This is a genomic window from Herbihabitans rhizosphaerae, assembly GCF_004216555.1.
Taxonomy (GTDB): Bacteria; Actinomycetota; Actinomycetes; order Mycobacteriales; family Pseudonocardiaceae; genus Herbihabitans; species Herbihabitans rhizosphaerae.
The window spans coordinates 515,061-528,885 of the sequence record NZ_SGWQ01000004.1 but is presented as its reverse complement, the minus strand read 5'-3'; the positions used below and the strand labels follow the sequence as shown (position 1 = coordinate 528,885).

Below are 13,825 nucleotides of genomic sequence, written 5' to 3'. Positions count from 1 at the left end.
GACGGCATGGGGGAGCTGCTGATCCTCGGGTCCGCTGACCGCACGATGGCCGCGTTCCAGCTGATTGACCGGTGTGCGCGGCAGATCAAACGCGCCGGCGATGACCGCACGTTGGCGCAGATTCGGGCGGATGTGGCGTTGGATTTGTTGCTGGGTAAGGACAACTGCCGCCGCAAAGTGGTCGTCTACCTAACGGTTCCAGCCACCGTGCTCGCCGGACTGTCCGACCAGCCCGGCGAACTCAACGGCTACGGGCCACTCACCGCACAAGCCTGCCGCGAGCTAGCGGACCAGCACTCGACGTGGCAGCGGGTGCTCACCGACCCGACCGACCACACCGTGCTCAACGTCGGCCGCAAACGATACCCCTCAGCCGCACTCGCCGAACACGTTCGCGTGCGGGACAAAACCTGCCGCTTCCACGGCTGCCACAGGCCGGCGGCCACCTGCGAGATCGACCACACCCTTGCCTACGACAACGGCGGACAAACCTGCGACGACAACCTGGGGATGTTCTGCCTGCAGCATCACCATGCCAAACACGACAACGGGTGGACCGTCGAACAACCCACGCCTGGGCACTTCATCTGGACCAGCCCACTCGGGCGCACCTACGACATGCCACCCGACGACGAACCACCACCGTTCTAAAGTCATGCGCATCAACAATCCAGTCACCCAGCTGACGGTGACGCCTTCACCCGGTACTGCATTGGAATCCGCTGTCGCAACTGCAACTCCACCTCGGCGGCCTCGTTGGTCATGGCCCCATCCCGCACTGAGTGCAAGATCCCGTTGTAGACCAAGTCCCACAACTTCGGCACGGCCTGTAGCTCATCCAGTCTCAATGTGAGCTCTCTCGTGGCTCGATCCCGCAAGAATAGTTCAGGGAACCTTCCGGAATGGTCGATGGCTACAGTATCGAGGCGATAGGTATCAACGGTGTCACTGCGGCGTTTCGACGACCAGTCATTGTGTTTCAGCCAATCAACGCCAGCCGAAGTGCGTTCCACACGTGTCGATGACGCCGCGACACCACAAAGTGCCGCCAGCGCTGCGTACACAGGCCATACCCACCAATTGGTCAGAAACTCCAATCGTTGACTGATCGAAGCGCCCCCCTTGGCCGTGAGAATTAGCACGAGAGCCACCAGCGGTGTGGCAGCGAGGCCACCCAGAAGCCCAATGACAAACCGTTTTCGCTGCAGCGGAGCGACAAAGCAGGCCATCCTCGGGCCTGTCCCCTTCGGTCGGGTCCAGAACGGAAGCACCTGCCGCCCTGAGCGCGCACGGGGTGAGTGAAACGGCGCCGGCGGCGGCGCCGGCAAGCCAGTGCGGCGGTCAGGCATCGGCGCTAGCATCCTCTGCCCGCGTGAGACATCGGCACGCCACGCGTCAGGGGGTAGTGTCATCGCCCGCGCCCCATTCTACGGTGTCAAAGATACTCATCGCCATATCCCTAACGTGATCCCTATCCGGCCAGGAATGCGAAAAGACCGAGATGAGCCCTACGGTCGAGCGCGTGGGGCTGGGAATCCAGCACGTTATTCGACGACCTCGGAGCACTACCGGCTCAGCAGCCTCAATCGGCACCGTCTGCGTCTCCTCCGAGGTCGTGATAAGTGCTGTTCCAGCCAGTATTTGCACGCGTTCGGCCTCGGTGCCGTCCTTCAGGCTCTCCAACTCGCCCAGTTGAGATTCGATCTGCCCCTGCGCATCCCGGGGAACGGGGATACGGGTGCACATCAGCAGAGCCGACACGGGCCGCCTGGGCTCCGATGGTGATCGAAAGAGCCCCATCGCGGCATAGTCGAATCCAGCATCACCAATAGCCTCGCCGTACAACGCGAGCATTTGGGCGACCGACACCGTACCTTCGTCGACGCCGTCCAGCCCCAACAGTGCCGCGAATTCCTCGGCCACACGGTCAGCCGCTTCGCCGGACTGGGCGGTCGGCAACCTCACGAAGCCTTCCGGAACTTCAAACGAGAGACCTTCACTCATGGTCGCGTGCCCTGTTATCAGTCGTCAAGGGCAAGACCGCCGCCGAATTTCGCTGTTCCAGCCGCGATATCGATGCCGCGACCCCATCCACTCATCGGGTCAATTACCCCATTCTTGCCAAACATCTTGCTGAGGGTGTTGATTCCCTCTGTGCCGACAAGCTGACCGTTGATGATCTCGCCTTCTCCCGCGGCGAGCAGGCGCCGGCCGGGGCCTTCGCCGGTCAGATACACCTTGGGTGTTGCTTCACGGCCGGCCAACCGCTCAACCGTGGTCTTCTTTGTCCTCTCCACCACGGTGCCACCAACACCTCGGGCTCTCTCGACTCCGCGCCAGGCCGTCGTCGTCCCCTTGAGCCCCTTCTCAGAGACCTCGGCGCCGGTCTTCAACGCCTTGGCGAAGGGCAAGGCACCGAGGGCCTCTTCACCGATGTCGAGCCAGGAGACGTCGGCGCCGCCGGCCTTGGCGATGCCCTTCGTGGCGGTCGCGGCGATTGCCGTGAGCCCGGCAGCCGCACCAAGGATCGCGCCAACGGGCGGCACGCCCGCGAACACGACGGCGAAGATGCCGCATACCGAGCTCAGGTGACCCAGGACTGTGCCGATGGTCTTGAAGACGTTGGCGGCGCTCTTGAACCAGCTGCCGAGGCCGGAGAGGGCTCGGGACAGCAGGCTGGGTGCTTCGGGGGCCTGTTCGCGCGCTTTCTTGAGGGCGATCGCGATTTGTTGGCCGAGTTCGACGTGGTCTTTCTGGAGCTGACGGGCCTGCTCGCGGATGGCGTCGACGTTGCCGAACGCGTGCTTCATCGTGGCGGCGGCGTCGAGGTACATCTGCTGCGCCTGTTTCAGCGCAGCCGGGTCGGTGAAGAACTGGCCGGCGATCTTGAGGTTCGGGTTGGCCGCCGTCCGGTTCGCGTAGTCGAGCGCGCTGGCGGCTTGCGCCTCGTAGTGGCGAGCCTTCCCCTGCATGTCGGCCAGGTCCTTGGCCCAACGGTCCAGTTCACGGCCAGCGTATCCGAGCGAGGCGTTCGCCTTGGTCAGGTAGTCCGGCAGCTCGCCGATCGTCTTGCCGAACTCTCGTGCGGCCTGGCCTCGCCAGATGCCGGAGTCGCCGCCGATTCCCTTGAGGGCGTCGCGCGCCTCGGCCATCTCCCGCGCGACCGCGCTGAACGTGTCCGCCAGGTCGCGTACCTTCGCCAGGTTGCCGGGCGCCGGGTTGAACTTCAGCGCGGGGAACTCGGCATCTTGCTTGGGGGCGAACATTCCCCGGGCGTCCGGTTGCAGACCACTCATCGCGGACCACCGGGCAGCGTGTCGGCGATCCGGTTCATGCGATCCCGGTTCCTCTGGTTGACCTCGTCATACGTTTTGCGCGCGCCGTTGAGGCCTTCGACCGACTTTCCGGTGAACTCGGCGATCTTCTTGATCCCGTGTTCCCACCGGTCCTGGAACTTCTCGCCCGCGCGATCGATCTCCGCGTGTCCGAGATCGTTTGACGACGCCTTGGACAGCTTGTCGTTGGCGGCTTTCAGGCTCTGCTCCGCCTTGCTCAGCGAGCCGATCAACTTGTCGAGCGCCTCGATATCGACGAAGAACCCGTCGTCCGGCATGCCACTCCCCCTGTTTCTATCGCTTCGGCTTGCGCAGGAAGCTCTCCCGCAGTTCGAAGTCCTCTTCTTCGTCGACAGGACGCCGTCGAGGGGCCGGCCGCGCGGGCGGCTGATTCCGCTGCGGCGCAACGGGTTGCGGGCGCGCGCGGCTCTGCGCCGACTTGATCGCGGCCAGGATCTCCTGCTGCAACGCCTCCCGCCCGCGCTGCATCGCCAGCGGGGTCAGCTGCAGGTCCTGCACCATTCCGTTCGGTGCGACGGTGACTCGCACGGCGGCACCCGGCCCGGCCGCCGCCTGCTCAGGCCGGCCGGCCTGTTGCAACGAGCGCCCCAGCTCGGCCGCACGTACCTCGAACTTCTCCACCATCTGGCGTAGCTCGGCTTCGGACGCCACTGATCGACTCCTCCCAGGCGACGGTGGCTGATGGTACGCACGCGCGTACGCGCGCCGTCGGGAATGAACTGACGTCACCCGATTGGCGGAAACGATCAGTCGAGAAGGGCGTTGACGAACGCCGTGGGGTCGAACGGAGCCAGGTCATCGGCCCCCTCGCCGAGACCGACCAGCTTCACCGGCACGCCCAGTTCCCGCTGCACCTGGAACACGATGCCGCCCTTCGCGGTCCCGTCCAGTTTGGTCAGCACGATGCCGGTCACGTCCACCACGTCGGAGAACACCCGCGCCTGGGTGAGGCCGTTCTGACCGGTGGTCGCGTCGAGCACCAGCAGCACCTCGTCCACAGTGGACTGCTTCTCCACGACGCGCTTCACCTTGCCGAGCTCGTCCATCAGACCGGCCTTGGTGTGCAGCCGTCCGGCGGTGTCCACCAGCACGGCGTCCACGCCGGCGTCGATGCCGCGCTTCACCGAGTCGAACGCGACAGCCGCCGGATCCGCGCCCTCCTTACCGCGCACCACTTCCGCGCCGACTCGCTCGGCCCACGTCTGCAACTGATCGGCGGCGGCCGCGCGGAACGTGTCCGCCGCACCGAGGACCACACTGCGACCGTCGGCCACGAGCACCCGCGCGAGCTTGCCGGTCGTGGTGGTCTTACCGGTGCCGTTCACGCCGGCGACGAGCACCACCGCGGGCAGCTTCGTGCCGTCGGATCCGTTGTGCGGCAAGGCACGCACGGCGCGATCCATGTCCGGGTGCAGCGCCTCGACGAGCACGTCGCGCAGCACCGTGCGCGCCTGCTCGGCGGACCGCACGCCACGCGCGCCCAGCTCGGTGCGCAGCCTCTCGATGACCTCCGTGGTGGTCGCCGCGCCGAGATCGGCCAGCAGCAGCGTGTCCTCCACCTCGGTCCACGAGTCCTCGTCCAGGTCACCGGCGCCCAACAGGCCGAGCAGGCCCTGACCGAATGCCGACCGGGACCGGGACAGCCGGCCGCGCAGCCGCTCCAGCCGGCCGGACGTGGGTTCGATCTCCTCGATCTGATCGGCCCGCAGTTCCTCGCGCGGCTCGGGCACGGTGGTGGTCGGCTCGGCCGGCGCCTCCGGGCCGACGTCCACCTGCTCGGGCAGGTCGACGTCGACGATGTCGCGGCGCTCGGAGTCACGCGGGACCGCGGCGTCCTCCCCCACGCCGGGCTCGCCGTCGGTCTCCGGCCGTTCCCGCTCCGGCGCCTCGGTCGTTCCGCCGGATGCGAACGTGATCCCGCTGCCGGTGGAGTACCCGCCGCCCTTCGGCTTCTCCTCGACGGCCGGCTTCTCCTCGGACAGCGTGATCCGCCGCCGCTTGGCCAGCACCACGCCGACGGCGAGCGCCACCGCGAGGACGGCCACGACGATTACTACCCAGATCCACACGTTCGACACGGGGTCATCCTCGCATCCGACCTCCGCACCCACGGGTGCGGCCGTCACGGGCGGTTTCGCGTGTCGCGTGCGACGATGGTGCCCCGCGTCGGGACTGAAGAGGGTGCTGTGGTGGAGGTCGTTGGCTTCGTCGCGCTGGTGTTCGGGCTGGCCGCGCTCGCGGTGGCGGTGTTCCTGGTCCGCCGCATCCGTGCCGAGGGGCACCGGCTGCCGCACGACGGCGGCGCGCCGGTGACGCATCTGCCCGAGTCGCTGCGCAACGGCGACCGCCAGTTCCTCACCGTCGAGCTGCTCGACCCGGCCAAGCTCGCCAGGCGGTACACGGTGCTGGCCAGGCCGTTGTCCGCGCTCACCCCGACCCTGCTGCGCGAGTTGGTCTACTCCGAGGCGGTCAAGCAGGTGCGCCGGCTGCTCGACGAGCACGACATCGACGCCGACATCCAGGTCCACCGAACCACGCAGCCGGCTCGGCAAGGCTCCACGGACAACTGATCGGTTTGGTCAAGAGTTGACCGAAATGCTTGCATCCGGTCCGGAACTGGATTAGACCACTCGCGTGACAGCGCTTCGGGTGGTTGGGCTGATCTCTGGAACGTCGATGGACGGCATCGACGTCGCCGTCGGCGAGATGGGTCTCGACGGCTCCGAGATCATTCTGAAACCGTTGTGGCACAAGGAGATCCCCTACGATCCCGGGCTCAAGGCCGAGCTGCTCGCCGCGCTGCCGCCCAACAGCTGTGACGCCGCGACGCTGTGCCGGCTGGACACCCGGGTCGGTCAGGCGTTCGCCGCCGCGGCCACGCACGCGCTGTCTCGCACCAACGGCCCCGGCGGCGACCTGGTGGCCTCGCTGGGCCAGACGATCTACCACTGGGTGGAGGGCGGCCGTGCTCTCGGCACGCTGCAACTCGGCCAGCCGGCGTGGATCGCGGAGGCGACCGGGCTGCCCGTGATCGCGGATCTGCGCGCCAGGGACGTGGCGGCGGGCGGTCACGGCGCGCCCCTCGCGGCGGCGCTGGACCGGCTGTGGCTGGCCGGGTCCGCCGAGCCGGTGGCCGCGCTGAACCTCGGCGGGATCGCCAACATCACCGTGATCGCGCCAAACGGCCCGGACGACACCGTGCTCGCCTACGACACCGGCCCGGCCAACGCGCTGCTGGACGCGGCGAGCCGGCTGATCGGCGGGCCCGGCATCGACCAGGGCGGCGCGCTCGCCGCGGTCGGATCGGTCCGCCAGGACCTGCTCGACGTGCTGCTCGCCGACCCGTACTACGCGGCACCGCCGCCGAAGTCGACCGGCAAGGAGCACTTCCACCGCGGCTACCTCACCGACGTACTGGCCGACCTTCCCGAGGTCGGCGACGCGGATCTGATGGCCACCCTCGCCGAGCTGACCGCGCGCACGGTCGCCGGGGCGTGCCTCTCACACGGCGTGCGCCGGGTCGTCGCGTCCGGCGGTGGCGTGCACAACTCGGCGATGATGGCCGCCATCGCCACCCACCTCGGAGATGCCGAACTGATCACGAGCGACGAGTTGGGATTGCCAAGCTCCGGCAAGGAGGCGTATCTTGCCGCGCTACTCGGATTCCTTACCTGGCAAGGGATTCCGGCCAACTGCCCACCCGCGACCGGCGCCGAGGGACCGCGCCTGCTCGGCAGCGTGACCCCCGGCACGGCACCGCTCGCCATGCCGCGGCCGAGCACCAGCGCCGTCACAAGACTGCGGATCGCCGACCTTGTCCCCGCAACCGTTGGAGGAGCCAGTGCGCACCCTTGACGTCGTGATCATCCTGATCTTCCTGGTCGGGATGCCGCTCCTCGGAGTCCTGATCGGCGGGAAACAGAAGTCCGGCAACGACTACTTCGTCAGCGACAAGGGCATCAAGTGGTGGGTCGTGTGCCTGTCCGTGGTGTCCGCGGAGACCTCCACGCTGACCGTGTTGTCCGTGCCGACGATCTCCTACCTGGCGAAACCCGAAGCCGGCGGCATGACGTACCTGACGCTGGCGCTCGGCTACATCGTCGGCCGCATCGTCGTGGCGTTCATCCTGCTGCCGAAGTACGTCGCGGGTGATCTCGTCACCGCGTACGCGTTCCTCGGCAAGCGGTTCGGCAACGGCATGCAGGCGACCACGTCGGCGACGTTCCAGATCACCCGCCTGCTGGCCGACGCGATCCGCCTGTTCGCCACGGCGATCCCGATCAAGCTGGTGCTCAAGGCGTACGGCATCGACGCATCGTACTGGGCGATCATCATCGTGCTCGGCATCGCGCTGGTGTTCTACACGTCGATGGGTGGCGTGCGCGCGGTCGTGTGGGTCGACGCGATCCAGATGCTCTGGTACCTACTCGGGGCCGTCGCGGTGATCTGGGTGCTGACCGACAGGCTGCCGGACGGCTGGTTCGACAAGGCGGTCGACGCGAACAAGTTCCAGATCTTCGATTTCAGCTCCAACTGGCTCACCGCGACCTACGCGTTCCTCCCGGCGTTCTTCGGCGGCGCGGTGTTCGCGATGGCCTCGCACGGCACCGACCAGCTGATCGTGCAGCGGCTGATGTCCACCCGCAACGTGCGCGCCGGCCAGAAGGCATTGATCGCCTCCGGTGTGGTCGTCTTCTTCCAGTTCGCACTGTTCCTGTTCATCGGCGCGATGCTGTCGGCGTTCTACAACAACGCGACGCCGACCGCGCCGAAGGACAAGGGCGGACTCGGACTCGGCGCGAACGACGAGTTGTTCGGCAATTTCATCGTCACCGAGATGCCGAGCGGCCTTTCCGGGTTCGTGATAGCCGGCATCCTGGCCGCGGCGCTCAGTTCCTCGCTCGGTGCGCTGGCGTCGGCGTCGGTCACCGATATCTGGGAGAAGGTCGTCAAGCGGCCGCTGACCGACCAGGAACGGCTGCGCATGGGCCGCATCTGGACGATGATCTGGGCCGGGTTGACGATCATCGTGGCCGGCGCGTTCGCCCAGTTCAACGCGAAGACGTCGGACCCGATCGTGATCCAGGCGCTCGGCATCGCGAGCTACACCTACGGCGCGCTGCTGGGCGCGTTCCTGCTCGGGCTGATCATCAAGAAGGCCCGCCAGGCCGACGCGGTGGTCGCGTTCCTGGTGACGGTGGTCGTGATGGCCTACGTGATCCTCGGGGTGAAGTTCGTCGGCACCGTGCCGCTCGATCCGAAGGCACCGCTGCCGCCGTGGGATCACATCGAGTGGTTCAACTTCAGCAAGGCCGATGCGAAGAAGAACGTCAACTCGCTGGTGTCGTGGTGGAACGTGCCGCTGGGCGTGATCATCACGCTGGCCGTCGGCGGGCTGATGTCCTTGCGGCACAAGGACGACGAGCCGGAGACCGAGGAGGCGACCGCGGCGAAGGCCACGTAGGAGTCAGCCGAGCACCGTGGTCACGCGGTCGAGCGCCTTACGGGCCAACGCCACGGTGCTCGGCACGTCGGCCTTGCCGCCGCCGGTGACGACCGTGGCCACGTACACCGCCACACCCTTCCGCTCAATGACCACGCCGGCCGAGTCGGCCGCCTGCGGGTTGGCGGCGTCGGCGTTCGTGCTGGTCTGGTGAAACCCGGCCGCGTCGACCGGGCCGAGCGCACTGACGTCCACCGGGTCGTTCGAGGTGTAGACGCGGTCTCCGGACTCGGTGAACGTGGCGATGCCGCAGGAGGCCACGAAGTCGCGGACGGCGGCCGGTGTGACCACGGCCGGCCGCTGCACGAACTGGACCACCATGCGATCGCCCGACCTGGCGACCTGGCCGGCCACCTCGCCGGCGTTGTGCACCTGGGTCGCCAGGTTCTTGGCGGCACAATCAGGCGGCACGCTGGTGCCCGCGTTCGCGGGATTCGGCCGCTCGGGAACGGGCAGCCGCTGGACCTCCATGCCCGCGCCGAACGCGTCGGTGGGCAACAGCGCCTCGGCGATCCCTGATCGCGCCGGCTCACCGCCGCAGGCCGCGGATGTCAGCGCGGCGGCGATCACGACCGCGCCCGAGATCAGCTTGTTCCCCATGATCCCATCATCGCGCACAGCGGAGGCGACCGCGGCGACAGGCCGCGGGATGCGCCTGTCGCCGCGGTCGCGCGATCACCGGCTCACGGTCGGGAGAACGTGAGACCGGTGGTCTCCTTGATCCACTGGATGTGCGCGCCGACGTCGGTGTAGATGGTCGGCTGGCTGCCGTCGCAGCCGGTCGCGCCACGGCTGGTCACGCCGATCTGCGTCCAGTTGCCGTCGCTGCCGGCCAGCGCCGGGCCGCCCGAGTCGCCGTTGCACGCCGAGGAACCCGGGCTGGTCTCGATGCACAGGTCACCGGCGGGGTCGAACGGGTCCTCGGTCTGCCCGCTGGAGCAGTTGCTGTCCGCGATGACCGCGGTATCCAACTGCTTGAGCTTCTGCGACTGGGAACCACCACCGCTGGTGGCACCCCAGCCGAGCAGCCGGGTCGGGCTCTCGTCGGTCGCCTTGTCGGCCAGCTTCGCCGGTGTGGACTTCGCCGGCGCGGACAGCTTGAGCAGGGCGATGTCGTGCGGCGTCGCGCCACCCTGGTAGTCGGGGTGGCGGATCGCCTGCGCCACCTGGGCGACCTCGCCGCCGCTGGTGCGGTCCAGCGACCCGATGCGCAGGCGGCTGCCGACGCCGACGCAGTGACCGGCGGTCAGCGCCCACTCGGGGCTGATCAGTGTCGCGCCGCAGCCGTCGCCCAGCCGCGCCATGAACGTGTACGGCGCGGGCGACTGCTCGCCGCCGATGATGAACGGCGAGACGGTTCCCGGTTGGTCCGCCACGGCCGTTCCGGGTGCTAACACCCCGGCGGCCAGCGCCGCCACCACGATCGCAGTTCGCATGGAGCGCTTCTCCTTCCCTTGACGGTCAAGACATCCAGACAAGCGCAGCTGGCACGCGCGGCGGCAGGGCCGGTCGTAGGGGTTGTTCGCCAAATAGGTATCCGGCGCTATTTCCTACGGGTACCCGACGGTGCCGCTGGTGCGATCCAGCGACCCGATGCGCAGACTGTTGCCGACCCCGACACAGTGGCCCGCGGTCAGCGCCCACTCCGGACTGATCAGTGACGCGCCGCAGCCGTCGCCCAGCCGCGCCATGAACGAGTACGGCGCCGGCGCCTCGCCACCACCGATGATCATCGGGGAACCCGGCGGCCAGTGCCGGTCGTGGGAGGCGTCGCGAAATAGGTGACAGGCCGGCATTTCCCGGGTATACGCAACTGCGGCCGCCCAGCACGACGCGTAGGCTCGCCGGCAGATATCGCCTGTACAACGGGAAGGACACCCATGGCCGAGCGTGAGTCCGTCGCCGTCCACGACGCCGAGGAGCAGAGCCGGTACGAGGCCCGCATCGGCGGCACGCTCGCCGGTTTCGCCGAGTACAAGACCGCGGGCGGCGATCGCGTGTTCACGCACACCGAGGTCTTCGACGAGTTCGAGGGCAAGGGCGTCGGCGGTGCGCTGGCCCGCAGCGCGCTGGACGACGTGAAGGCCAAGGGGCTCAAGGCGCGTCCGCTGTGCCCGTTCATCGCGGGCTGGATCCGCCGGCATCCGGAGTACGTCGAGCTGGTCGCGGACGGCTACCGCGACCGGGTCACCGAGAAGAGCTGAGAAGGCAACCCTCTCCCGCTCCGTGAGAAGCCGTGCCAGCAGGTGAACAGCCGTCCTAACGTCGGCGCTGTGACGGCCCCGGAGACCAAGACCACCACCGAGAACCGGCGCGGCACGATCGGCTGGATCGTCGCCGGTGCGGCCGTCGTGCTGGTGCTGGCCGCGCTCACCCGGTACCTGGAGCAGAACGTGCCGGCGTGGGCGGAGGGCACGTCGCTGGCCAAGCTCGCGTCCAGCGTCGAGTACCCGGTGTACGCGATTCTCCTTGGCCTGCTGGGAAATCTGGTGCTCTCCTCGACCGGACTGCGAGAGCGATTGGCCGGCGCGTTCCGCACCGAGTTCTTCATCAAGACCGGCCTCGTCCTGCTCGGCGCGTCGATCAACCTGGCCGTGATCGTGAACGCCGCCGGCCCGGCGATCGCACAGTCGCTGATCCTGATCACGCTCGTGTTCGGGTTCACCTGGTGGCTCGGCGGCAAGCTCGGGCTGACCGACAAGCTGCGCGCGCTGCTCGCGTCGGCGGTGTCGATCTGCGGTGTGAGCGCGGCGATCGCTGCGGCCGGCGCGGTGCAGGCCAAGCGGGAGCAACTGGCCTACACGGCGAGCCTGGTGATCATGTTCGCGCTGCCGTCGATCTTCATTCTGCCGGCGCTGGCCACCGGTCTCGGGCTCGAACCGGCCGTCGCGGGCGCGTGGATGGGCGGCAACATCGACACCACCGCGGCCGTCACGGCGGCGGGCGCGCTCGCGGGCGAGGACGCGCTGCGGATCGCCGCGATCGTGAAGACCACGCAGAACGCGCTGATGGGCGTGGTGGCGGTGGCGCTGACCACGTACTTCGCGGTGAAGGTTGAGCGCAGGCCGGACGCGCCCCGGCTCGGTGCGGTGGAGTTGTGGCGGCGGTTCCCGAAGTTCGTGCTCGGGTTCATCGCCGCGTCGGTGATCGCCACGATCTACCTGAACAGCGTCGGCGCGGCCGGCAAGCCGGTGATCGAGGTGGTGAACGACGTGCGCGAGTGGTTCCTGATCCTCGCGTTCGTGTCGATCGGGCTGGAATTCTCGATATCGTCCCTGCGCGAGGCGGGCTGGCGTCCGATCGGCGTATTCGCCTCGGCCACCGTGGTGAATCTGGTGCTGGCACTCGGAGCCGCGTACCTGTTGTTCTCCGGCGTGACCACCTGAGCACAACCGGCTGTCCCATGTGGACTCTTCGAAACGCTTGTGGCACAACGGTTTTGTGGTGCACCCTTATTCGGTGACAGCCGACAGCGCGTTATCCCCCGGCAAGGACGACATCGTCGTCGGAGTCGGATGGCGCGAGGCGTGGCGGTTGCCCGCGATTCTGGGCGGCGCGGCCGTGGTGAGCGCGGTGGTCGCGCTGTTGACGTCGCTGATCGGTATGTATTTCGTCGCCGTGGCGCTGGCCGTGAGTGCGGCGGCGGTGGCGGTCAGCCTCTCGTCGTCCCGAGCGGTGATCACCGTGGCACCGTGCGGCCTGCGGGTCGGGCGGGCGGACCGGGTCGAGTGGAGCGACATCGGCAGCGTGCTGCTGATCGAGGATGAGGTGTTCTCCTACGACGGCTCGACCACGACCACCGTGGTGGCACTGGTCCGGCGCGGCACGGACAGCGGCGGCGGGCTGGGCGACCTGTGTGCCAGGGACGCCCTGCTGGTCTCCGAGCAGGTGCCCGGCGCGGTGGTCGACCTGGACGCCGACCTGCTGCGCGAGGCGGTGCGCCGGCACGCGCCCGACCTGCCGGTGATCGACCTGCGCACCCGGTTCCGCAACCCGCCGGACTAGCGGGAGGATCAGCTGAGCTTCCAGATCGTCAACGCCGTGCCGAACGCCAGCGCGGCGACGATCACCACCCACATCAGCAGGACACCGGGTGTCCTCTGTGGACGGTGGCCGAGCGCGCCGCTGACCCCCATCACGGCGGGCGCCCGGTAGAACAGCGGCGTCCGCTGGCCAGGGAACACGTTGACCTGCGTCTCGGCCTGGCCCATCAGCCGGGTCGGGTTCAGCGCGGCACGGTAGACCACCTGGATGTGCACGTGGTGCTGGCCGGGCGGCAGCGGGATCGACTTCTTCATCCCCATCATGTACGAGGTGTGCAGGTCGAGCGCGCCCATCGGCTGCTGCGGCGGGTACGGCTGGTTCACGCTGGCGCCGGCTCCTTGTTCCGTCGATCCTCCCCGCCCACAGGCGCTGCCAGACTATCTGGATGATCCAATCGCCGCGCATCGAAGACGCTGTCATTCAGCGATTCGCAGTCCGGCCGCCTCGCACGCCTTGAGCAAATGTCCTACCGCGCAGAACGGGGTGTCGCCGAGGTACCACTGAGCGACGGTGTTCAGTTCACGTTTTGGCGCAAGGACGCCGACGAATCGTCCGTCTGCCGTGTGAAGTTCGGGCCACGGACGCCAACGAGCGTCGATGGCATCGTCCTGGAGTCGAAAGGCCACCTCCGCGCATGCGAATTCGACACCGTATTCCAGCCCGATCGTGAACACGTGTCCGCCGGAAACACAGACGACATCCCGCGCCGACGTGTGATCCCTGTTCAGAGGCGTGTCACCGGAAAAGGCCCGGTCTATGTGCAGCCCGAATGTCCCAAGCCCGGAGTTGGCGAAGTCGCCGGCCACGCGCTCGGTGATGAAAGCCATTGCGGCATCCAGGCGCGGTGAATCCCACGAGTCTGGCACGTCACTTCTCGACTGTGCCATGGCTACGCCAACTCGCACTGGATGAAGAACTTCTG

The 13,825-nt window shown here is 67.8% G+C and carries 17 protein-coding genes; 7 read left to right on the top strand and 10 right to left on the bottom strand.

Annotated elements, in window-relative coordinates:
• Window positions 1–651, top strand: a 651-nt coding sequence (locus EV193_RS33320) for an HNH endonuclease signature motif containing protein (RefSeq protein ID WP_242613415.1), incomplete at its 5' end; no start/stop codon positions are given.
• Window positions 652–1,395: 744 nt separating this feature from the next.
• Here the strand turns inward: EV193_RS33320 and EV193_RS15960 are convergent.
• The 5 genes from EV193_RS15960 to ftsY all read right to left on the bottom strand — a co-directional run bounded on the left by EV193_RS15960 (window position 1,396) and on the right by ftsY (window position 5,434).
• The gene (locus EV193_RS15960; RefSeq protein WP_130344891.1) at window positions 1,396–2,004 is read right to left on the bottom strand and encodes a hypothetical protein; all 609 of its coding nucleotides are present in this window, start codon (window positions 2,002–2,004) and stop codon (window positions 1,396–1,398) included.
• A gap of 17 nt (window positions 2,005–2,021) precedes the next feature.
• Window positions 2,022–3,296, bottom strand: a complete 1,275-nt coding sequence (locus EV193_RS15955) for a hypothetical protein (protein WP_130344890.1) — start codon at window positions 3,294–3,296, stop codon at window positions 2,022–2,024.
• Complete coding sequence (locus tag EV193_RS15950) at window positions 3,293–3,613, bottom strand: DUF6507 family protein (RefSeq protein ID WP_130344889.1); 321 nt, start codon at window positions 3,611–3,613, stop codon at window positions 3,293–3,295. Before EV193_RS15950 ends, EV193_RS15955 begins: the two co-directional genes overlap by 4 nt.
• Before the next feature lie 16 nt (window positions 3,614–3,629).
• Window positions 3,630–4,007 carry a YbaB/EbfC family nucleoid-associated protein gene (locus tag EV193_RS15945; protein WP_242613414.1) on the bottom strand — a complete coding sequence of 126 codons (378 nt, stop codon included), beginning with the start codon at window positions 4,005–4,007 and terminating at the stop codon, window positions 3,630–3,632.
• Window positions 4,008–4,102: 95 nt separating this feature from the next.
• Window positions 4,103–5,434, bottom strand: a complete 1,332-nt coding sequence (gene ftsY / locus EV193_RS15940) for a signal recognition particle-docking protein FtsY (RefSeq protein WP_242613413.1) — start codon at window positions 5,432–5,434, stop codon at window positions 4,103–4,105.
• A 111-nt stretch (window positions 5,435–5,545) separates the two neighbouring features.
• On the opposite strand from ftsY, the gene EV193_RS15935 reads away from it, so the two are divergent.
• The 3 genes from EV193_RS15935 (at window position 5,546) to EV193_RS15925 (ending at window position 8,820) form a co-directional block, all read left to right on the top strand.
• Window positions 5,546–5,926, top strand: coding sequence for a hypothetical protein (locus EV193_RS15935; RefSeq protein WP_242613412.1), 381 nt, complete (start codon window positions 5,546–5,548; stop codon window positions 5,924–5,926).
• A gap of 64 nt (window positions 5,927–5,990) precedes the next feature.
• Window positions 5,991–7,211 carry an anhydro-N-acetylmuramic acid kinase gene (locus EV193_RS15930; RefSeq protein ID WP_423202170.1) on the top strand — a complete coding sequence of 407 codons (1,221 nt, stop codon included), beginning with the start codon at window positions 5,991–5,993 and terminating at the stop codon, window positions 7,209–7,211.
• Window positions 7,198–8,820: a sodium:solute symporter gene (locus EV193_RS15925; RefSeq protein WP_130344885.1), complete on the top strand. Its 1,623-nt coding sequence runs from the start codon at window positions 7,198–7,200 to the stop codon at window positions 8,818–8,820. Before EV193_RS15930 ends, EV193_RS15925 begins: the two co-directional genes overlap by 14 nt.
• Before the next feature lie 3 nt (window positions 8,821–8,823).
• Here EV193_RS15925 and EV193_RS15920 read toward each other — a convergent pair whose 3' ends face one another.
• The 3 genes from EV193_RS15920 to EV193_RS15910 form a co-directional block, all read right to left on the bottom strand.
• The gene (locus tag EV193_RS15920; RefSeq protein WP_130344884.1) at window positions 8,824–9,459 is read right to left on the bottom strand and encodes a hypothetical protein; all 636 of its coding nucleotides are present in this window, start codon (window positions 9,457–9,459) and stop codon (window positions 8,824–8,826) included.
• Between the two features lie 83 nt (window positions 9,460–9,542).
• On the bottom strand, window positions 9,543–10,295 hold the full coding sequence (locus tag EV193_RS15915) for a S1 family peptidase (protein ID WP_130344883.1): 753 nt from the start codon (window positions 10,293–10,295) through the stop codon (window positions 9,543–9,545).
• Between the two features lie 114 nt (window positions 10,296–10,409).
• Complete coding sequence (locus EV193_RS15910; protein ID WP_242613411.1) at window positions 10,410–10,592, bottom strand: trypsin-like serine protease; 183 nt, start codon at window positions 10,590–10,592, stop codon at window positions 10,410–10,412.
• A 147-nt stretch (window positions 10,593–10,739) separates the two neighbouring features.
• On the opposite strand from EV193_RS15910, the gene EV193_RS15905 reads away from it, so the two are divergent.
• From EV193_RS15905 to EV193_RS15895, 3 genes are all read left to right on the top strand, one after another.
• Window positions 10,740–11,063 (top strand): GNAT family N-acetyltransferase, encoded by a 324-nt coding sequence (locus EV193_RS15905; protein WP_130344881.1) that lies wholly within the window; start codon window positions 10,740–10,742, stop codon window positions 11,061–11,063.
• Between the two features lie 69 nt (window positions 11,064–11,132).
• A complete protein-coding gene (locus EV193_RS15900; RefSeq protein WP_130344880.1) occupies window positions 11,133–12,245 on the top strand; it encodes a YeiH family protein in 1,113 nt (370 codons plus the stop codon).
• Window positions 12,246–12,318: 73 nt separating this feature from the next.
• Window positions 12,319–12,864, top strand: coding sequence for a hypothetical protein (locus tag EV193_RS15895; RefSeq protein ID WP_130344879.1), 546 nt, complete (start codon window positions 12,319–12,321; stop codon window positions 12,862–12,864).
• A gap of 8 nt (window positions 12,865–12,872) precedes the next feature.
• On the opposite strand, the gene EV193_RS15890 is transcribed toward EV193_RS15895, so the two are convergent.
• Together EV193_RS15890 and EV193_RS15885 are read right to left on the bottom strand one after the other, a co-directional pair.
• Window positions 12,873–13,226 (bottom strand): hypothetical protein, encoded by a 354-nt coding sequence (locus EV193_RS15890; protein ID WP_130344878.1) that lies wholly within the window; start codon window positions 13,224–13,226, stop codon window positions 12,873–12,875.
• Between the two features lie 93 nt (window positions 13,227–13,319).
• The gene (locus tag EV193_RS15885) at window positions 13,320–13,730 is read right to left on the bottom strand and encodes a hypothetical protein (RefSeq protein WP_130344877.1); all 411 of its coding nucleotides are present in this window, start codon (window positions 13,728–13,730) and stop codon (window positions 13,320–13,322) included.
• Window positions 13,731–13,825 lie beyond the last annotated feature (95 nt).

Excerpts from the sequence above, each read along its gene's own strand:
- EV193_RS15960 (WP_130344891.1), bottom strand. The coding sequence starts at position 2,004 with ATGAGTGAAGGTCTCTCGTTTGAAGTTCCGGAAGGCTTCGTGAGGTTG.
- EV193_RS15955 (WP_130344890.1), bottom strand. The coding sequence starts at position 3,296 with ATGAGTGGTCTGCAACCGGACGCCCGGGGAATGTTCGCCCCCAAGCAA.
- EV193_RS15950 (WP_130344889.1), bottom strand. The coding sequence starts at position 3,613 with ATGCCGGACGACGGGTTCTTCGTCGATATCGAGGCGCTCGACAAGTTG.
- EV193_RS15920 (WP_130344884.1), bottom strand. The coding sequence starts at position 9,459 with ATGGGGAACAAGCTGATCTCGGGCGCGGTCGTGATCGCCGCCGCGCTG.
- EV193_RS15915 (WP_130344883.1), bottom strand. The coding sequence starts at position 10,295 with ATGCGAACTGCGATCGTGGTGGCGGCGCTGGCCGCCGGGGTGTTAGCA.
- EV193_RS15910 (WP_242613411.1), bottom strand. The coding sequence starts at position 10,592 with ATGATCATCGGTGGTGGCGAGGCGCCGGCGCCGTACTCGTTCATGGCG.
- EV193_RS15905 (WP_130344881.1), top strand. The coding sequence starts at position 10,740 with ATGGCCGAGCGTGAGTCCGTCGCCGTCCACGACGCCGAGGAGCAGAGC.
- EV193_RS15885 (WP_130344877.1), bottom strand. The coding sequence starts at position 13,730 with ATGGCTTTCATCACCGAGCGCGTGGCCGGCGACTTCGCCAACTCCGGG.